Origin of the sequence: Peterkaempfera bronchialis (assembly GCF_003258605.2) — a bacterium.
Lineage (GTDB): Bacteria > Actinomycetota > Actinomycetes > Streptomycetales > Streptomycetaceae > Peterkaempfera > Peterkaempfera bronchialis.
In genome coordinates, this window is the sequence record NZ_CP031264.1 from 3,937,360 (window position 1) to 3,955,030 (window position 17,671).

Annotated in this window: 20 protein-coding genes; 12 read left to right on the top strand and 8 right to left on the bottom strand. The window is 73.0% G+C overall.

Annotation, left to right across the window (positions count from 1 at the left end; genetic code table 11):
• The first annotated feature begins 159 nt into the window (after positions 1–159).
• The 4 genes from C7M71_RS17480 (at position 160) to C7M71_RS17495 (ending at position 3,295) form a co-directional block, all read left to right on the top strand.
• A complete protein-coding gene (locus C7M71_RS17480; RefSeq protein WP_055590626.1) occupies positions 160–369 on the top strand; it encodes a helix-turn-helix domain-containing protein in 210 nt (69 codons plus the stop codon).
• Positions 370–544: 175 nt separating this feature from the next.
• Positions 545–643: a 30S ribosomal protein bS22 gene (locus C7M71_RS17485; protein WP_003948845.1), complete on the top strand. Its 99-nt coding sequence runs from the start codon at positions 545–547 to the stop codon at positions 641–643.
• A gap of 226 nt (positions 644–869) precedes the next feature.
• Positions 870–1,988 (top strand): NAD-dependent epimerase/dehydratase family protein, encoded by a 1,119-nt coding sequence (locus C7M71_RS17490; protein ID WP_111494912.1) that lies wholly within the window; start codon positions 870–872, stop codon positions 1,986–1,988.
• Positions 1,989–2,008: 20 nt separating this feature from the next.
• Entirely contained in the window at positions 2,009–3,295 is a 1,287-nt protein-coding gene (locus C7M71_RS17495) for a lysophospholipid acyltransferase family protein (protein ID WP_114914704.1), read from the top strand.
• Positions 3,296–3,407: 112 nt separating this feature from the next.
• Here the strand turns inward: C7M71_RS17495 and C7M71_RS17500 are convergent, their stop codons facing one another.
• The 3 genes from C7M71_RS17500 to C7M71_RS17510 all read right to left on the bottom strand — a co-directional run bounded on the left by C7M71_RS17500 (position 3,408) and on the right by C7M71_RS17510 (position 7,135).
• Complete coding sequence (locus tag C7M71_RS17500; protein WP_114914414.1) at positions 3,408–4,688, bottom strand: DUF5667 domain-containing protein; 1,281 nt, start codon at positions 4,686–4,688, stop codon at positions 3,408–3,410.
• A 230-nt stretch (positions 4,689–4,918) separates the two neighbouring features.
• Positions 4,919–5,698, bottom strand: a complete 780-nt coding sequence (locus C7M71_RS17505) for an ECF subfamily RNA polymerase sigma factor, BldN family (RefSeq protein WP_111489434.1) — start codon at positions 5,696–5,698, stop codon at positions 4,919–4,921.
• A gap of 384 nt (positions 5,699–6,082) precedes the next feature.
• Positions 6,083–7,135, bottom strand: coding sequence for an HAD family hydrolase (locus C7M71_RS17510; RefSeq protein WP_111489435.1), 1,053 nt, complete (start codon positions 7,133–7,135; stop codon positions 6,083–6,085).
• 189 nt (positions 7,136–7,324) lie between these two features.
• On the opposite strand from C7M71_RS17510, the gene C7M71_RS17515 reads away from it, so the two are divergent.
• The 7 genes from C7M71_RS17515 to hemB all read left to right on the top strand — a co-directional run bounded on the left by C7M71_RS17515 (position 7,325) and on the right by hemB (position 14,496).
• Positions 7,325–7,603 carry a glutaredoxin family protein gene (locus C7M71_RS17515; protein WP_111489436.1) on the top strand — a complete coding sequence of 93 codons (279 nt, stop codon included), beginning with the start codon at positions 7,325–7,327 and terminating at the stop codon, positions 7,601–7,603.
• A 103-nt stretch (positions 7,604–7,706) separates the two neighbouring features.
• Positions 7,707–8,456: a 3'-5' exonuclease gene (locus C7M71_RS17520; protein WP_229758778.1), complete on the top strand. Its 750-nt coding sequence runs from the start codon at positions 7,707–7,709 to the stop codon at positions 8,454–8,456.
• Positions 8,457–8,557: 101 nt separating this feature from the next.
• Positions 8,558–9,385, top strand: a complete 828-nt coding sequence (locus C7M71_RS17525) for a redox-sensing transcriptional repressor Rex (protein ID WP_111489437.1) — start codon at positions 8,558–8,560, stop codon at positions 9,383–9,385.
• Complete coding sequence (locus tag C7M71_RS17530) at positions 9,382–10,740, top strand: glutamyl-tRNA reductase (RefSeq protein ID WP_111489438.1); 1,359 nt, start codon at positions 9,382–9,384, stop codon at positions 10,738–10,740. The genes C7M71_RS17525 and C7M71_RS17530 overlap by 4 nt, the downstream gene beginning before the upstream one ends.
• Before the next feature lie 41 nt (positions 10,741–10,781).
• A complete protein-coding gene (gene hemC, locus C7M71_RS17535) occupies positions 10,782–11,810 on the top strand; it encodes a hydroxymethylbilane synthase (protein ID WP_111489482.1) in 1,029 nt (342 codons plus the stop codon).
• Complete coding sequence (locus tag C7M71_RS17540; RefSeq protein ID WP_111489439.1) at positions 11,807–13,495, top strand: bifunctional uroporphyrinogen-III C-methyltransferase/uroporphyrinogen-III synthase; 1,689 nt, start codon at positions 11,807–11,809, stop codon at positions 13,493–13,495. The genes hemC and C7M71_RS17540 overlap by 4 nt, the downstream gene beginning before the upstream one ends.
• A 17-nt stretch (positions 13,496–13,512) precedes the next feature.
• Positions 13,513–14,496: a porphobilinogen synthase gene (hemB, locus tag C7M71_RS17545; RefSeq protein ID WP_111489440.1), complete on the top strand. Its 984-nt coding sequence runs from the start codon at positions 13,513–13,515 to the stop codon at positions 14,494–14,496.
• Between the two features lie 84 nt (positions 14,497–14,580).
• On the opposite strand, the gene C7M71_RS17550 is transcribed toward hemB, so the two are convergent.
• From C7M71_RS17550 to C7M71_RS17560, 3 genes are all read right to left on the bottom strand, one after another.
• Complete coding sequence (locus tag C7M71_RS17550) at positions 14,581–14,985, bottom strand: hypothetical protein (protein WP_111489441.1); 405 nt, start codon at positions 14,983–14,985, stop codon at positions 14,581–14,583.
• Positions 14,986–15,080: 95 nt separating this feature from the next.
• On the bottom strand, positions 15,081–15,500 hold the full coding sequence (locus C7M71_RS32925; protein WP_111489442.1) for a chaplin: 420 nt from the start codon (positions 15,498–15,500) through the stop codon (positions 15,081–15,083).
• Between the two features lie 71 nt (positions 15,501–15,571).
• The gene (locus tag C7M71_RS17560) at positions 15,572–15,814 is read right to left on the bottom strand and encodes a chaplin (protein WP_111489443.1); all 243 of its coding nucleotides are present in this window, start codon (positions 15,812–15,814) and stop codon (positions 15,572–15,574) included.
• Between the two features lie 604 nt (positions 15,815–16,418).
• On the opposite strand from C7M71_RS17560, the gene C7M71_RS17565 reads away from it, so the two are divergent.
• Positions 16,419–16,664, top strand: a complete 246-nt coding sequence (locus C7M71_RS17565) for a chaplin (protein WP_111489444.1) — start codon at positions 16,419–16,421, stop codon at positions 16,662–16,664.
• A gap of 159 nt (positions 16,665–16,823) precedes the next feature.
• On the opposite strand, the gene C7M71_RS17570 is transcribed toward C7M71_RS17565, so the two are convergent.
• Positions 16,824–17,159, bottom strand: coding sequence for a YnfA family protein (locus tag C7M71_RS17570; RefSeq protein WP_111489445.1), 336 nt, complete (start codon positions 17,157–17,159; stop codon positions 16,824–16,826).
• Positions 17,160–17,204: 45 nt separating this feature from the next.
• Positions 17,205–17,336 carry a hypothetical protein gene (locus C7M71_RS32675; RefSeq protein ID WP_265737664.1) on the bottom strand — a complete coding sequence of 44 codons (132 nt, stop codon included), beginning with the start codon at positions 17,334–17,336 and terminating at the stop codon, positions 17,205–17,207.
• Between the last annotated feature and the right edge of the window lie 335 nt (positions 17,337–17,671).

Here is a 17,671-nt window from a genome sequence, read left to right on the forward strand (position 1 = left end):
CTCACCAGGGGCAACCGGCGGTGCCGTCACGGTGACGCGGGCCGCCTTACCCCTCTTCCCACCCGTACCACCCGCAACTACTCTGGGGATACGCGTGTGCTGGCTTCAGTCACCGGAGGGGAAGCCGGTGCTCAGCGCATGCGAAAGGTCGGTGTTGACATGGCTTCTGGTGAGAGGCCTCTCAATGAGGTCAACTTCCTGACCGTGGCTGAGGTCGCCGCGGTGATGCGAGTGTCGAAGATGACCGTGTACCGGTTGGTGCACAGCGGGGAGCTGCCCGCCATCAGGGTGGGCCGCTCCTTCAGGGTCCCCGAGCAGGCGGTACACGACTATCTCCGAGAGTCCTACGTCGGGCGGGAGACCGCGTAGGGAAGCTGAGGCGCAGCGCAATCGGCCTGGTGGAAGCCCTGCCGCACCGCGTGTGTGCGACTCGATTACGGCACGCGCGGCGTGGCAGGTACGCTAGGGCTTCCGTCAGTCGTATCCGGACTCCAGAGCACCGCGCCGCGGTCGCGAGAGAGTCCCAGTGAGCGAGGGTTGTTCCGTGGGCTCTGTCATCAAGAAGCGCCGCAAGCGTATGGCCAAGAAGAAGCACCGCAAGCTGCTCAAGCGCACGCGTGTGCAGCGGCGCAACAAGAAGTAGCAGCGCCCCGATCGCCCGACGCCCGCCCCGACCGCAAAGGCCGGGGCGGGCGTCGGCGTCTCTCCGTTCCCGTACGGACACGCTCCGCTGTCGTAGGATCACCGAGGCGTCATACCGCCGGGTGGGGTGATCGGCGCCACACCGGTCATGCCGGGACATTCCCCGGCAATGACATAGCGATACCGTGCCTTGCGGGCAGGGGATTTCGAACGGGAGGACTGGCGCCGTGGGTAAGGTCGTGCTCGTCACCGGAGTGGCCCGGCACCTCGGCGCCCGGTTCGTCAGGGTGATCCGGGCAGAGCCCGACGTCGACCTGGTCGTCGGCGTCGACATCCAACCGCCCCCCTACGACCTGGAGCAGTCACCCTCCGAGGGGCCCGACGGCCACCTGGCCGACTATGTCTTCGCCCGCGCCGACATCCGGCGTCCGGCCATCGCCCGGGTGATCGCCGAACACTCCGTCGACACCGTGGTGCACATGAACGTCAGCGCCACCCCGCTGGGCTCCGGCGGCCGCGGCGCGGTCAAGGAGACCAATGTCATCGGCACCATGCAGCTGCTCGGCGCCTGCCAGAAGGCGCCCACCGTGCAGCGGCTGGTGGTGAAGTCCAGCACCAGCGTCTACGGCTCCGCCTCCCGCGACCCGGCGGTCTTCTCCGAGCGCATGCAGCCCCGGGCGCTGCCCTCCGGCGGCTTCGCCAAGGACGCGGTGGAGGTCGAGGGCTATGTACGCGGCTTCGGCCGCCGCCGCCCCGATGTCGCGGTCTGCGTCCTGCGGTTCGCCAACATCATCGGCCCGGGTGCGGACACCCCGCTCACCGAGTACTTCTCGCTGCCGCTGCTGCCGACCGTGCTCGGCTACGACCCCCGGCTCCAGTTTGTGCACGAGGACGACGCCGTCGAGGTGCTGCGGCTGGCCTCCCTTGCGGCCCGCCGGGGCACCACCAACAGCGGCACCTTCAATGTCGCCGGCGAGGGGGTGCTGCTGCTCTCCCAGTGCGCCCGCCGACTGGGCCGCCCCACCGTCCCGGTGCTGCTGCCGGCCATCAGCTGGGTCGCCGGACTGGTGCGGCAGACCCGGATAGCGGACTTCTCGCCGGAGCAGATCCGGCTGCTCACCCACGGCCGGGTGGTCGATGTGACCCAGCTTCACGAGACCTTCGGCTATCGGCCCCGCCGCACCACGCCCGAGGCGTTCGCCGCCTTCGCGGAGGCCTGCGCGGCCGGGCTGCTCCCGCCGGAGCGGCTCACCGCCGTCACCGACCGGCTGGCCGGGCTGCTGCCGCCCGCCGGCGGCCGTTCCCGCACACTGGAACAGGGCACGTTGGAGCTGGACCTGCGATGAGCACCGCGAGGGAGTACGCCATGGGCGATGCCAAGGTCATCCCGATCGACTCCGCCCGGGGCGGCGGCCCGGTGCAGCCCCCGCACTCCTCCGAGCACGACCCGGGTGGCCGTACGGCGCCGGCGGCGGGCGCCGCCGCCGCCAAGCCGCAGGCACCCGCCCGGGAGGCGCCCGCCCGGGAGGCGGCCGACCGCCCCCGGCCCGGGGCCAAGCCCTCGGCGCAGGGCCGCGACCCCCGCCGGGCCCCGGGAGCGGCCCGCCCGGCCGTCGCCCGACCGGAGGACGGCCCCCGCACCGGACGGCACCGGCTGCCGCCGCCGCTCTCCGCACTGCCGTCGCCGCCGCTGCCCGGGGCCGTGGTGGAGGGCGCCTCGGACCGCGCGGGCGCGGTCGCCGAGAAGGTCGCGGACGCGGTGGGGCACGCCCTCGCCGGGCCGCTGGGCGACGCCGCGGAGCGGCTGCTGGGGCACGGCTGGGAGAGCCGCGCCGCCAATGGGCTGGCCTTTCTGCGCCGCCGGATCACCGGTGACTACGAGGTGGACGAGTTCGGCTTCGACCGGGAGCTCACCGAGGAGGTCTTCCTCTCGCTGCTGCGGCCGCTCGCCGAGAAGTACTTCCGGGTCGAGGTCCGGGGGATCGAGCACATCCCGGCCGAGGGCGGGGTGCTGATCGTCGCCAACCACTCCGGGGTGGTGCCGCTGGACGCCCTGATGACCCATGTGGCCATCCACGACCACCACCCCAACCACCGGCACCTGCGGATGCTCGCCGCCGACCTGGTCTTCGTCCTCCCCGGCGTCAATGAGCTGGCCCGCAAGGCCGGCCACACCCTGGCCTGCAACGAGGACGCCCAGCGGCTGCTGGAGCACGGCGAGGTGGTGGGCGTCTGGCCGGAGGGCTTCAAGGGCATCGGCAAGCCCTTCTCCGAGCGGTACAAGCTCCAGCGGTTCGGCCGGGGCGGCTTTGTCGCCTCCGCGCTGCGCGCCCAGGTGCCGATCGTGCCCTGCTCCATCGTGGGCGCCGAGGAGACCTATCCGATGATCGGCAACGCCAAGACGCTGGCCCGGCTGCTCGGCCTGCCGTATGTGCCGATCACGCCCACCTTCCCCTGGCTGGGGCCGCTCGGCGCGATCCCGCTGCCCACCAAGTGGACCATCCAGTTCGGCGAGCCCATCCCCACCGACAACCAGCCGCCGGAGGCAGCGGACGACCCGATGCTGGTCTTCAACCTCACCGACGAGGTGCGGGAGACCATCCAGCACACCCTGTACCGGCTGCTGGTGCAGCGCCGCTCGGTCTTCTTCTGACCCTTCTTCCGACGCGACCCCGGCACCCGTGATCGCAGCACTCCCGACCAGCACGGCTGAGGGCCGCCACCCGCAGCGGGTGGCGGCCCTCAGCCGTGCCAGGGTCGTACGGTCAGCTCAGGTCGAGGCCGAGACCCGGCAGCAGACCGGGGATCAGCGGGGGAACCGTGAGGCCCGGCTTGCCGCCGGTGGGCGAGGAGGAGGGGTCGCCCGTGGCGGTGGAACCGGCGGTGCCTGTGCTGCTGCCGGTCGCCCTGTTGCCGCTGCCGGTGAGCCCGCCGGTGAGGCCGTCCACCAGCCCGCCCACGCCCGCCGGGGTGCTGCCCGGCGTCGGGGAGGAGCCGGCCGTACCCGTCGGGGCCGCCCCGTCGCGCTCGGCGGGCACCATGGAGGAACCGCCGCCGGGGGTGCGGGTGCCGACGGCCGAGCGGCCGGGGCCGCCCGTGGCGCCGGGGCCGCCGGAGCGGTTCTCGCCGCCCGCCGTGCCGACCTCGCCGCCGTCCTGCTGGGACGGCTGGAGGATGTGCAGCGGCGCGACGTCCGCCGTTATGTCGTCCAGCAGCCGGGTCACCTGGGAGGCGACCGGGGCGAGCTGCTCCGGCAGCTGCCGCCGCAGTGAGGACCACCGGTCGTCCTGGGAGCGGGCGAAGACCGCCAGCCTGCGCATCGGGTCCAGCGAGCCGTTGCTGCGGTAGACGGACCAGAGCAGCCTGCGGCCGCTGGCCCCCTCCGCATGCATATCGGCCAGCGCCTTGCGGAGCTGCTCCACCGTGGCGGGGCTGAGGTCGGCGGCGGACCCGTCGTCGCCACCGGAGCGGCCCAGCAGCTGCTGGGCCTCGTGCATCCGGGTGGAGGCATGGTCCAGCAGCAGCGCGCCGCGCTCGTTGTCGGAGCCGGCCCAGTCCAGCTGCCACCCCTCCAGGCTGCGCTTCATGCTGTACAGCGTGTCGCCCGGCAGGGCCCCGGTGCTGGCCATCGCGACCCCGGCGAAGCCGCCGACGACCACCCCGGCGGCGAGCCCGCCGGCCGCCAGACGGCGGCCCCAGCGGCTGCGCGGCCGAAGCCGGGAGGCGGCGCCGGTGACGGCTGCGGTGGCCCGGTGGGCGCCGCGCCGGCGCTGCTCCGGGACGCCCGGTCCGGTGCCCTCGGCGAATGCCTGCTCGAAGGCGGCCATCAGCTGGGCCCGCTGCACCGTGCGCACCTCGGGGTCGAGGGTCGGTGGGGGTAGGGCGGCCAGCGCGTCGGTGGTGGCCAGCAGGGCCGCCATGGCGGTGGAGTGGCCGCGGTCGGGGCCGTCGTCGACGCCCTCGTTCCGCCGGTCGGCGCTCTGGTGCGCCGCCAACGCCTCGGCGAAGGACTTCGCCCGCCGGTGCTCAAGCACATTCGCTGTCACGGGTCGCACCTCCTCTCGTCGTTGTCGACACCCCGGCCGGCCGGACGGTTGCCCCGTCGAGCCGTGAACCACCCCGTGGAGTGAGGCGCCACCGGGCCGCCGAGCGCGTCCGGCAGGAGGCCGGATCGCCGGGTACCGCCCCGGAGGGGGATTGCACGCTGGGCAACGAGCAGCGGCGGGCGTCGGTTACGCGCGCCTGATCATGTGATCGCTGATTCATCCTCGGGTGGTCACCGGGCGTCGCTGGGCAGCAGCCGGGCGAGGGTGCGCACCGCCCGGTACTGGAGGGTCTTGATGGCGCCCTCGTTCTTGCCCATCATCCGGGCGGTCTCGGCGACCGACATCCCCTGGAGGAAGCGCAGCGTCACGCACTCCCGCTGCTGCGGGTTGAGCTTGCGGACCGCCTCCAGCAGTGCCGCGTTGGAGAGCGACTCCAGCACCGACTCCTCGGGGCTGCGCTCCACCTCGTTGGCGTCGAGCATCTCGCCGGTGGTCACCTCCAGCCGGAAGCGGCTCGACTTGAAGTGGTCCGCCACCAGGTTGCGGGCGATGGTGACCAGCCAGGCGCCGAAGTCGCGGCCCTGCCAGGTGAAGGTGGAGATCCGCCGCAGTGCCCGCAGAAAGGTCTCGCTGGTGAGGTCCTCGGCGGTGGCCCGGCCGCCGACCCGGTAGTAGATGTAGCGGTAGACCGTGTCGGCGTAGTGGTCGTAGAGCTTGCCGAATGCCTCGCTCTCGCCGGCCTGGGCCCGCTCGACCAGTTCCATCACCGGGTTGTGCTCGGTCTCGACCGCGCCGTGGCGGGCGCGCTGGCCGGCGGTGGAGCGGGGTCCGGGCGCGGTGCGGGCGCGGGCGCCGGAGGCGGTGCCGCTGCGGAGGGCGGTGCCGACCGGGAGCGGCATCGGGGTGGCGGGGAGCAGCTGATCGCGGATCAGGGTGCGCAGCAGGTCCAGCCCGGTGGCCCCGCAGGCGTTGTAGGGAGCAGGCGCGTCGTTCCGGACGTGTGGGTACACGGGACTCCCAGAGGCAGAGCTGTATACGTGCAGTGCGGGACCGCTCACCCACCGTGGGGACGCATGGGTTCCGGCGTGCGTCTGACGAGGATAACGCTTTGTGCAAGCACCGCTACGCGGTGTCGCCAAAGTGGTCGCTTGAGTCTCTTCCGTTGCGAGCAGGCAGCTGAAAGTGACCGGAGCGCCCGATCGACCCCTGCCGTTGGGTGATGGGAGTCATGCATTCCGTGACCGAATTTGTCTGCGGCGGCGCGGTGTTCCCTGCTTCCAGGCCGCGCAACCCCCCATTTCCCGGCCCTCTGGAGCGATCGGATCCGGTCGGCACGCATTCGGCCCCGCCCAAGGCTGGGCGGGGCCGTACGGTCCGGGGTGCCGGCGGGCGTGTCAGCGCCGCTTGCGGTACAGCGCAAGGGCTGCGGCGGTACCGCCCGCCGCAGCGCCCAGTCCGGCCGCAGCCGGGATGCCGACCCTGGCCGCCTTGCGGCCGGTACGGAAGTCGCGCACCCGCCACCCCTCGGCGCGGGCGTGTCGGCGCAGCGCGTTGTCCGGGTTGATCACATAGGGGTAGCCGACCAGCGACAGCATCGGGATGTCATTGGAGGAGTCGCTGTACGCGGCGCAGCGCTCCAGCTCCAGCCCCTCCCGCCGGGCCAGCGCCCGTACCGCCGCCGCCTTGGCGGGGCCGTGCAGCGGCTCGCCCACCAGGCGGCCGGTGTAGACGCCGTCCACGGTCTCGGCGACGGTGCCCAGCGCACCGGTCATCCCGAGCCGGCGGGCGATGATCCGGGCCGCCTCCACCGGGGCGGCGGTCACCAGCCAGGTGCGCTGCCCGGCGTCCAGGTGCATCTGCACCAGGGCGCGGGTGCCGGGCCAGACCTTGCCGGCCATGACCTCCTCGAAGACCTCCTCGCAGATCACCTCAAGGTCCTCGACCCGCTTGCCCTCCACGATCCCCAGCGCGGTGTCCTGCGCCTCGGCCATGTGCCCGGCGTCCTCGGCGCCGTGCAGCCGGAACCACGCCTGCTGCCAGACGAACCGGGCGACGTCCCGGTGGGTGAAGAACTGCCGCTTGTAGAGGCCGAGGCCCAGATAGAAGATGGCCGCGCCCTGGAGCAGGGTGTTGTCGCAGTCGAAGAAGGCGGCGGCGCGGGGGTCTCCGGCCGTCGGCGGCCGCTCGTCCGAGTGCCCCTTCTCCCGGTCCCGGAAGGGCAGGCCCCGGCGCCTGGCGGGGGCGGCCTCCGGCTGCGCCTCCCGCACGGGGGCGGCACCGGGGGACTGGGTGGCATTGGGGGACTGGGCGGCATTGGAGGGCTGGGCGAGATCGGGGGACTGGGCGGCAGTGGCGGGCACGGCGGCGTCGGCAGCGGCCTCGCCCGCCAGCACGGTCCGCTCGGTGACGGATCGCTTCCTTTGCGTAAGCCTTCGCAGCGGAGCCATAGGGCGAGCATAGCCAGACGGGCCGGACACACCGCGACGCCGAGGTGGCGTCCGCGTCAACGGCGTGTGTCGGTGTGTGTCGACCCGTGTCGCCGTGTGTCGCCGTGTGCCGCCCTGTGCCGCCGGGTGTCGGGCCGGGCGCTGTCCGACGGCTGTCCTTCCGGTGCGGTGCGGGAGCAGAATGGCCGGATGAGTCCACTGCTCCGCCGCAATGACCGGCCCGCCCCCGCCGACCGCACCGTGACGCTGGTCGGCAAGCCCGGATGCCATCTCTGCGACGAGGCACGGGAGGTGATCCGCCGGGTGACCGGGGAGCTCGGCGCAGCCTTCGAGGAGAAGGACATCACCCAGGACACGGAGCTGCACCGCCTCTACTGGGAGCAGATCCCGGTGACCCTGATCGACGGCCGTCAGCATGACTTCTGGCGGGTCGACGAGCAGCGGCTGCGCAGCGCACTGGTGCGCTGACGGCCTGTGCAGGCCGCTTCGTCGGCTTGTGGAACGGCTGGTTCGTCGGCTTACCATCGAGTGGTTTTGAGCCATCCCGGGGGTGAACAAGAGGAGAACATCCGTGCTTCTCGGTCGACTCCAGGGAGCGTCCGCCGCACCACGCCGGGAGGCGGCCCACGGCGCCGTGCGGGTCCCCGATGCCGCCGTGGTGCCGGGCTATGCGGTGGTGGACGTCGAGGCCACCGGCCGGAGCCCGTGGCGGCACCGGGTGGTGGAGGTCGCGGTCGTCATGCTGGACCGCTTTCTGCGTGCCGAGGCCGAATTCACCACCCTGCTGGACCCCGAGGGGCCGGTGGGCCCCACCCATGTCCACCGGATCACCCAGTCCGAGGTGGCCGGTGCCCCGCGCTTCCGCGACATCGCCCCGCACCTGCTGGAACTGCTCACCGGCCGGCTGCTGGTCGGCCACCATGTGAGCTGCGACCACGCCTTCCTTGAGCGCGAGTTCGACCGGCTCGGCGTGGCGCTGCCGCCGGTCCCCACGCTCTGCACCATGCGGCTGGCCCGCGACCTGCTGCCCACCGCGACCGGCTTCGGCCTGCGGGCCTGCGCCGAGGCGGCCGGGCTGCCGCCGTACGCCGAGCACACCGCGCTGGGCGACGCCCGCACCACCGCCGCGCTGCTCCGGCACTGCGCCGCGCCGCACCCCGCCCACCCGGCCCGCTCCCAGGAGTGGACCCGGGTGCTGGGCGAGGCCGCGGGCCTGGCGTGGCCCCGGCTGGCGCCGGTCCGGGTGCCCCCGGCCAGGCGGGCGCGGGTGAACGCGCCGGTGGCGCTTCCGGTTCCGGGGCCCTCGGGAGGGGTGGCGTGATGCGCGTCACTGTTAGGGGACAAATCGGACACCATCTTTGTGCACACGTTCACAAACGCATAGCCTGGCAGCCAAAGCCCAGCTTCACCCTCAGGAGCATCGTGGCAACTGGCCGACCCACCCACCCTGCCGACCGGGGCCGCCCGGCCAACCGTGGCCGAGGCATTCCGGAGGCCACGGTTGCGCGGTTGCCGCTCTACCTGCGCGCGCTGACCGCCCTCTCCGAGCGCTCCGTCCCCACCGTCTCCTCCGAGGAGCTCGCCTCCGCCGCCGGCGTCAACTCCGCCAAGCTGCGGAAGGACTTCTCCTACCTCGGCTCCTACGGGACCCGGGGCGTCGGCTACGACGTCGAGTACCTCGTGTACCAGATCTCCCGCGAGCTGGGCCTCACCCAGGACTGGCCCGTGGTGATCGTCGGCATCGGAAACCTGGGCCACGCCCTGGCCAACTACGGCGGCTTCGCCTCCCGGGGGTTCCGGGTCGCGGCGCTGCTGGACGCCGATCACGCCGTGGTGGGCACCACAGCGGCCGGGCTGCCCGTCCGCCACATGGACGAGCTTGAGGACATCGTCGAGGAGGAGCAGGTGTCGATCGGCGTCATCACCACGCCGCCCGGTGCGGCCCAGCAGGTCTGCGACCGGCTGGTGGCGGCCGGGGTCACCTCCATCCTGAACTTCGCCCCCACCGTGCTCTCCGTGCCCGACGGCGTGGATGTGCGCAAGGTCGACCTCTCCATAGAGCTCCAGATCCTGGCCTTCCACGAGCAGCGCAAGTCGGGTGAGGAGGGCGCCGAGCAGGCCGCCGCCCCGGCTCCGGCCAAAGCCTCGGCACCCGCCAGGGCCGCCGCCAAGCTGCGCCGCACCGCCGCCACCGCGACCACTGCCGCCGCCGGGACAGACGGGGACCTCCCCGCCGTGATGCCGGCATGAGCCTCCTCGTCGTCGGCCTCAGCCACCGCACCACCCCTGTCGGAGTCCTGGAGCGCGCCTCGCTCACCGGGGACTCCCGGCAGCTGCTGCTGCACGCCTCCGCCGCCTCCGCCACCGTCGCCGAGGCCGCGCTGTTGGCCACCTGCAACCGGATCGAGCTCTACGCCGACGTGGACAAGTTCCACGCCGGGGTCGCCGAGCTCTCCACGCTGCTCTCCCGGCACAGCGGCGTCGACCTGGACGAGCTGACCGCGCACCTCTACGTCCACTACGAGGACCGCGCCGTGCACCACCTCTTCTCGGTGGCGTGCGGGCTGGACTCGATGGTGGTCGGCGAGGGCCAGATCCTCGGCCAGATCCGCGACGCGCTCTCCCTCGCGCAGGAGGAGCACACGGCGGCCCGTGGCCTCAATGAGCTCTTCCAGCAGGCCCTGCGGGTCGGCAAGCGCGCCCACAGCGAGACCGGCATCGACCGGGCCGGGCAGTCGCTGGTCACCTTCGGCCTGGAGCAGGTCGCCGCCGCGACCGGCCCGGTCGACGGCAAGCGCGCCCTGGTGGTCGGCGCGGGCTCGATGAGCTCGCTGGCCGCCGCCACCCTGGGCCGGGCCGGAGTCGCCGACCTGGTGATCGCCAACCGCACCCCCGAGCGCGCCGAGCGGCTCGCGGCCGGTCTGGGCGCCCGCACGGTCGCCTTCGACAAGGTCCCCGAGGCGATGGCCGACGCCGACCTGGTGATCTCCTGTACGGGGGCGGCCGGCCTGGTCATCGACGCCGGGCAGGTCCGGGACGCCGTACGGCACCGCGACCCCGCCACCGGCCCGCTGGCCCTGCTCGACCTCGCCATGCCGCGCGACATCGACGCCGAGGCGCACCGCGTGGACGGCGCCCACCTGGTGGACATCGAGTCGCTGGCCGACGCCGCAGCCGACCGGCCGGGCGCGGTCGACGTCGACGCGGTCCGCACCATCGTGGCGCAGGAGGTCGACGCCTTCGGCGCCGCCCAGCGGGCCGCCCGGATCACCCCGACCGTGGTCGCCCTGCGCACCATGGCCTCGGACGTGGTGCTCAGCGAGCTGGACCGGCTCGACGGCCGGCTGCCCGACCTCGACCCCCGGTCCCGCGCCGAGATCGCGCAGACCGTACGCAGGGTCGTGGACAAGCTGCTGCATGCGCCGACCGTGCGGGTGAAGCAGCTGGCCGGCGAACCGGGCGGAGCCTCCTACGCGGAGGCACTGCGGGAACTCTTCGATCTCGACCCCTCGGCCGTCGAGGCCGTCTCGGGCGCCCCCGCCCGGACAGCAGGGACAGAGGGCGCAGGCACACAGGTCGCGGCCGCGAAGGGCGGCGCCCGATGAACCACCACCCAGGCAACCAGCACGACCGGGACGATCATGTCATGAATGGTCAACTCAGCACTACCCCAGGCGAGTTGAAGCAGCAGCCGCTCAAGCTCGGCACCCGCCGCAGCGCACTGGCGATGGCCCAGTCGGGCATGGTCGCGGAGCAGGTCTCCAAGGTCACCGGGCGCCCCGTCGAGCTGGTGGAGATCACCACCTACGGCGACACCTCCCGCGAGCACCTGTCGCAGATAGGCGGCACCGGCGTCTTCGTCTCGGCCCTCCGCGACGCCCTGCTGGACGGCCGGATCGACCTCGCGGTGCACTCCCTCAAGGACCTGCCCACCGCAGCGCCGGAGAACCTGCTGCTCGCCGCCGTGCCCGAGCGCGAGGACGTCCGCGACGCGCTGGTCGCCCGCGACGGCCTCACCCTCGACGAGCTCGCCGAGAAGTGCAGCGCCCACGGGGAGGACCGCCCGGCCCGCATCGGCACCGGCTCCTCCCGCCGGATGGCCCAGCTCAACGCGTACGCCGCCGCCCGTGGCCTGGCGATCGAGACGGTGCCCATCCGCGGCAATGTCGACACCCGCATCGGCTACGTCCGCAGCGGCGAACTCGACGCCGTGGTGCTGGCCGCCGCCGGCCTCAGCCGACTGGGCCGCCTCGGCGAGGCCACCCAGCTGCTCGGGTTCGACCTGATGCTGCCCGCCCCCGGCCAGGGGGCACTGGCGGTCGAGTGTGCCGCGCACGACACGCGCCTCGCCGCCGCCCTCGCCGCGCTCGACCACGCCCCCACCCGGGCCGCGGTCGTCGCGGAGCGAGCCCTGCTCGCCGCCCTGGAAGTCGGCTGCTCCGCCCCCGTGGGCGCGCTGGCCACCAGGGTCGGCGTGCAGGGTCCTGCCACCGAACTGCGGCTGGAGGGCGTGGTCGGCACCCCCGACGGCACCACCCTGCTTCAGATGTCCGCCACCGGTCCGCTCTCTCTGGACGGGTCCTTCGAGCAGCAGGCGTCGGCCCTCGGCCGCACCCTCGCCGCCCGGATGCTCGCCGAGGGCGCGGCCGGTCTGATGGGGGAGCGAGTCCTGTGAGCCCCACCGCCAACACCGACGCAACCGGCCTCCGCAAGGGCGGGCAGGTGACATTCCTGGGCGCCGGCCCCGGCGACCCCGGACTGCTGACGCTCCGTGCGGTCGAGGTGCTGGCGTCGGCCGACGTCCTCGTCGCCGACCCGCTCACCGCCGTCGCGGTACGCACCCACTGCCCCGAGGGCGTCGAGGTGCACACCTCCGGCGAGACATCGGCCGACGGCGCCGACCCGGGCGACTCCACGCCGGAGACCGCCGACTGGGGCGCCGCCGCCCTGGCCAAGCTGGTCTCCACCGCCGTCAAGGCGGGCAAGCACGTGGTGCGCACCGTGGACGGCGACCCCGGTCTGGACGGCCGGGCCGCCGAGGAGATGCTGGCCTGCGCCAAGGACCGCATCCCCTTCGAGGTCGTCCCCGGCGTCGCCCAGTCCGTGGGCGTCCCCGCCTACGCCGGCGTACCGCTGCGCGGCCGCCACGGCGCCGACGTCCGCTTTGTGGACGCCGCCTCCCTGGAGCCGCAGGGCTGGACCGACCTGGGCGGCTGCGACGCCACCCTGGTGGTCCGCACCACCCTGGGCCAGCTGCCCGCCACCGCCACCGCCCTGGTGGCCCACGGCCGCAAGCCCGACTTCGCCCTCTCCGCCACCCTCGGCGGCACCACCACCCGGCAGCGCACCTTCACCGCCACGCTGGGCACCATCGCCGCCGAGCTGAAGAGCGCCAAGGTGCTGCCCTCCCCGGTCTCCGCACCGGTCGACCCGCAGACCCCGGTCATAGCCGTGGTCGGCGAGCAGGTCTCGCTGCGCGGCGCGCTCTCCTGGTTCGAGACCAAGCCGCTCTTCGGCTGGAACGTCCTGGTGCCCCGCACCAAGGAGCAGGCCGCTTCGCTCTCCGACCAGCTGCGCTCCTATGGCGCGGTGCCGCACGAGGTCCCCACCATCGCGGTGGAGCCGCCGCGCACCCCGCAGCAGATGGAGCGGGCGATCAAGGGCCTGGTCACCGGCCGCTACGAGTGGATCGCCTTCACCTCGGTCAACGCGGTGCGCGCGGTCCGCGAGAAGTTCGAGGAGTACGGGCTGGACGCCCGCGCCTTCGCCGGTATCAAGGTCGCCGCCGTGGGCGAGACCACCGCCCAGTCCCTGATCGACTTCGGCGTCAAGCCCGACCTGATGCCGTCCGGCGAGCAGTCCGCCGCCGGGCTGCTGGAGGACTGGCCGCCGTACGACCCGGTCTTCGACCCGATCGACCGGGTGCTGCTGCCCCGCGCCGACATCGCCACCGAGACCCTGGTGGCCGGCCTGATCGACCTCGGCTGGGAGGTGGACGACGTCACGGCGTACCGCACCGTGCGCGCCTCGCCGCCGCCGGCCGAGACCCGGGAGGCGATCAAGGGAGGCGGCTTCGACGCCGTGCTCTTCACCTCCTCCTCCACCGTGCGGAACCTGGTCGGCATCGCCGGCAAGCCGCACAACGTCACCGTCATCGCCTGCATCGGCCCCGCCACCGCCAAGACCGCCGAGGAGCACGGCCTCCGGGTCGACGTGCTCTCCCCGGCGCCCTCGGCCGCGGCGCTCGCCGAGGCCCTGGCCGACTTCGGCGCGGCCCGCCGCGACGCCGCCCTGGAGGCCGGCGAGCAGGTGTACCGGCCGAGTGAGCGCCGCCCGGGGTCCCGCAGGAAGGCTCGCTGAAAGGCATCCATACCGTCATGACCGGCTTCCCCCTCCACCGCCCCCGTCGGCTGCGCACCTCCCCGGCGGTCCGCCGACTGGTCGCCGAGACCCGGCTGCACCCCGCCCAGCTGATCCTGCCCGCCTTCGTCCGGGAGGGGATCAGCGAGCCGGTGCCGATCGGCTCCATGCCCGGCGTGGTCCAGCACACCCGTGACACGCTGCGGAAGGCGGCGGTGGAGGCGGCCGAGGCCGGCCTCGGCGGCCTGATGCTCTACGGCGTGCCCGCCGTGCAGGACGCCGTCGGCTCCGAGGGCACCAACCCGGACGGCATCCTCCAGCAGGCGATCCGCGATGTGGTCGCCGAGGTCGGCGACCGGCTGGTCGTCATGTCCGACCTCTGCCTGGACGAGTACACCGACCACGGCCACTGCGGGGTGCTGGCGGCGGACGGCAGTGTGGACAACGACGCCACCCTGGAGCGCTACGCCGAGATGGCGGTGGTCCAGGCCGACGCCGGGGTCCATATGGTCGGCCCCTCCGGGATGATGGACGGCCAGATCGGCGTCGTCCGGCGGGCGCTGGACGAGGCGGGCCACCAGGACGTCGCCGTGCTCGCCTACACCGCCAAGTACGCCTCCGGCTTCTACGGGCCGTTCCGGGAGGCCGTGGGCTCCTCGCTCCGGGGCGACCGCAAGACCTACCAGCAGGACCCGGCCAACGCCCGCGAGGCGCTGCGCGAGCTGGAGTTGGACGTCGCGGAGGGCGCCGACCTGGTGATGGTCAAGCCCGCCATGGCGTACCTGGACATCCTGCGCCAGGTCGCGGACGTCTCCCCGGTGCCGGTCGCCGCGTACCAGGTCTCCGGCGAGTACGCGATGGTGGAGGCCGCCGCCGCCAACGGCTGGATCGACCGCGACCGCCTGATGATGGAGACGCTGACCTCGATCCACCGGGCCGGCGCCGAGCAGATCCTCACCTACTGGGCCGTGGAGGCCGCCCGCGCCCTGCGGCAGGGGTGACCCGGCAGGGGTGACCGATGACGCGCCGAGGCCGGCTCCCCCTCGGGGGGAGCCGGCCTCCGGCATGGTGTGGGCCTCGGCGGGTCAGTGCCGCAGCAGACCGACCACCTGTCCGACCACGGGCACGTCCTTCAGCCCGCCGCCGCCGCTCAGCGGCGCGGTCAGCGGGAGGGTGCTCAGCTGGCCGGTGTGCCCGTTCGGCGTCTTGGGCTGAACCGCGACACCGTTGGTGAGCGGGTCGGCCGACGAGTTGGCCCAGGGGTCCAGCCGCAGGTCCGTCACCGGGCGCAGGGCGGTGCCTGCCGTGGACCCCAGCGTGCCGAACGCGGCGGCGGTGTCCACCGGCCGCAGCGCGGCCTCGGGTGCCTGGGCGGGCTTCGCCGGCCGGGCTTCGGCTGCCGAGGCGGGTGCCTGCGCGCCCAGCGCCCCGATCACGGCCGCTCCTGCGGCGGCCAGTGCGCGGCCTCCCGCGCGGGACAGGATCTTCATGGCTGTCGTCCTCTTCCTGAGACTGGTCTGCGGTACGGCGCTGCCCCTCGGGCTCTCGGGCTCCGAGGGGCAGCGCCGTACCGGGGGTGACTGGATCAGCAGTCGTCGCCGCCGTTGCGCTTGCCGTGCTCGCCGCCACGGCCGTGGTCGCGGCCGCCACGCTCGTAGCCGCGCTCGTGACCGCGCTCGTGACCGCGCTCACGGCCGAACTGGCCGCGCTCCTCGGTGCGCTCGCGCTCGATGTGCTCGAAGCCGCGGTTGCGCTCGTGGCCGGAGGCGTTGATGCAGGTGTTGCCGAACGCCGGGTTGAGGATGCCGACCACGTTGATCGAGTTGCCGCACAGGTTGATCGGGATGTCGATCGGGACCTGGACCGCGTTGCCGGAGATGACGCCGGGGGAGCCGATGGCGGCGGCCTTGGCGTCGGCGCCCTGGGCGGCAGCGGCGGTGGCACCGGCCACGATCACGCCGACCGAGGCGGCGGAGACGAGGACGGCCTTCTTGATGTTGCGCATGGAGAATCTCCTGGATTCAGGTGGGGGGACCGCCCGCAGTGGAAAGCGGACGGGGGGTGTGGTGGCTGGGGTCAGCCGACGTTGGCGCAGACGTTGCCGAACGTCGGGTTGAGCAGCGCGATGACATTGACGGTGTTGCCGCAGAGGTTGATCGGGATGTGGATCGGAACCTGGACGATGTTGCCCGAGAGCACACCCGGGGAACCGACTGCGGCCCCCTTGGCCTCGCCGCTGGCCGATGCGGAAGCGGTGCCGGCCAGGATCATGCCGGAAGCAGCGACCGTGAGGACGGCAGCCTTCTGGAAAGAGCGCATGGTGGGAATTCCTCCGTCTTTCTGCCCGACCGGTTCCACGGCGGGCAACGTGCGAACGAGAATGCTGACCCCTGGGATGCGCGCAATTCGCAACGATCACTCGGGCGGCCTATACCGTGGTGTTCCGCCACGGTGCAAGCCGGAGTGATCCGACGATTACACACCGTCCCCAGAGAAGTTTTGGCACACGCCGTGTTGCCCCGCATGTCGAGGCGGTCCACTGGGGTGGAGATTCACCCCGCGAGACCGACCCAAGGGCGCGTCAACTACTGGAGCAGGCACGCCTGAAGGCCGGGATCAGCGCTGCATTCAGCAGATTGACGGTGTTTCCGGATGCCGTCCTGATGATGTGGCGCATGACTTCTCTTCTCCCGAGGTGGTGAATCGAGGACCTCGGGCTGGAGAACGACCGACCGGGCCGCCGGGAACGGCTCCCGGGGTCGCGATCACCCGGATGGGCGCTCCATGGGCGCCGATTACTGCCTGCGGGTGAATCCGCGACCCCGGGCATGCCCTGCGGGACCGGTCCTCGTTAGCTCAGAAGGCACGATCAGTGCCTCTGGTTGGACATATCGAGAACACCCGAAGACCCAAGGAGATACCAATGAACGCGCCCAAGAAGGTGGCCGCCGTTTCCCTTGCCGCCGCCGGCCTGATCGCCGCGGGTGCGGGTTCCGCCATGGCGAGCGCGGGGGCCGAGGGGGCCGCAGTCGGCTCGCCGGGTGTCATCTCCGGCAACGCCGTCCAGGTGCCGGTGCACGTCCCGGTCAACCTCTGCGGCAACACCGTCAACATCCTGATCGCGGCCGTCAACCCGGCCTTCGGCAACACCTGCATCAACGCCGGCTGACCCCAGCCGCACTCTCCGAGCCGCCGTCATCCGTCTCCCTCCTAGGGCGGCTGACGGCGGCTCAGTGCTGTGCGGGGCTCTTTGCCGGTCCGGTCCAGCGGCTGCCGTATGCGCCAACTCGGCCCGGCCGCACGCTTGATGCCTCCGGGTCGATCCGGGTCAGTGGCCGCGCGGGGCGTACATGATCACGGCAACCCCGACCAGGCAGATCAGCGCCCCGGCGATGTCCGCCCGGTCCGGCCGATAGCCGTCCGCCACCACGCCCCAGGCCAGCGACCCGGCGACGAAGACCCCGCCGTACGCGGCGAGGATGCGCCCGAAGTTGGCGTCCGGTTGCAGCGTGGCGACGAACCCGTACACCCCCAGCGCCACCACCCCGGCCCCGACCCAGGCCCACCCGCGATGCTCCCGGACCCCCTGCCAGACCATCCACGCCCCGCCGATCTCCAGCAGGGCGGCCACCAGGAAGAGGACGACGGAGCGCAGAACGGTCATGGACCGGAGGGTAACCGGCGCCGCCGGGCTCAGCCGCCGCCGGGCTCAGCCGCCGCCGGGGAGTGCCCGGTCGTGGAGCACGGTCCACCCCTGCCGCTCCGAGGGCAGCCGCACGCCGCTCCGCCCGCCGGGGGAGCCCGCTCCCCTCCCCGGCCGCATCCATCCGGCCATGGCCATGGCCCCCTTCTCCTCCGACGCCTCGCCTTGCCTACCCCGCCTTGCCATGCCTTGCCTCCAGGGCAGCACGGCGGGCCGGGGCAGCGGAAGACCGCCGACCGTACCCGGGTCCGGGGCGGTGCCACGGCAGGGTTTTCTGTCGTGTCCATTGACGCCGGATCGGGCCGGTGCTTCCATCGTCACCGCCCTGGAGCAACAGGCCGGTGACGGCCGCTCCGGCATCTCGCGGGTCGCGTGAGCCGGTTTCACCGCTCTGACAACGTTGTCATACCCTCTGTGGGGTTCCATCGCCCCCATGACCGCAGGCGCCCCCGGTCGTCCGCACCGGACACCGC

Bases quoted from the DNA above. Each gene is read 5' to 3' on its own strand.
- C7M71_RS32675 (WP_265737664.1), bottom strand. From the start codon at position 17,336: ATGGCCATGGCCGGATGGATGCGGCCGGGGAGGGGAGCGGGCTCCCCC.
- C7M71_RS17515 (WP_111489436.1), top strand. From the start codon at position 7,325: ATGAGTCCACTGCTCCGCCGCAATGACCGGCCCGCCCCCGCCGACCGC.
- C7M71_RS17480 (WP_055590626.1), top strand. From the start codon at position 160: ATGGCTTCTGGTGAGAGGCCTCTCAATGAGGTCAACTTCCTGACCGTG.
- C7M71_RS17550 (WP_111489441.1), bottom strand. From the start codon at position 14,985: ATGAAGATCCTGTCCCGCGCGGGAGGCCGCGCACTGGCCGCCGCAGGA.
- C7M71_RS17570 (WP_111489445.1), bottom strand. From the start codon at position 17,159: ATGACCGTTCTGCGCTCCGTCGTCCTCTTCCTGGTGGCCGCCCTGCTG.
- C7M71_RS17560 (WP_111489443.1), bottom strand. From the start codon at position 15,814: ATGCGCTCTTTCCAGAAGGCTGCCGTCCTCACGGTCGCTGCTTCCGGC.
- C7M71_RS17495 (WP_114914704.1), top strand. From the start codon at position 2,009: ATGGGCGATGCCAAGGTCATCCCGATCGACTCCGCCCGGGGCGGCGGC.
- C7M71_RS17510 (WP_111489435.1), bottom strand. From the start codon at position 7,135: ATGGCTCCGCTGCGAAGGCTTACGCAAAGGAAGCGATCCGTCACCGAG.
- hemC (WP_111489482.1), top strand. From the start codon at position 10,782: ATGAATGGTCAACTCAGCACTACCCCAGGCGAGTTGAAGCAGCAGCCG.
- C7M71_RS17530 (WP_111489438.1), top strand. From the start codon at position 9,382: ATGAGCCTCCTCGTCGTCGGCCTCAGCCACCGCACCACCCCTGTCGGA.
- C7M71_RS17565 (WP_111489444.1), top strand. From the start codon at position 16,419: ATGAACGCGCCCAAGAAGGTGGCCGCCGTTTCCCTTGCCGCCGCCGGC.
- hemB (WP_111489440.1), top strand. From the start codon at position 13,513: ATGACCGGCTTCCCCCTCCACCGCCCCCGTCGGCTGCGCACCTCCCCG.
- C7M71_RS32925 (WP_111489442.1), bottom strand. From the start codon at position 15,500: ATGCGCAACATCAAGAAGGCCGTCCTCGTCTCCGCCGCCTCGGTCGGC.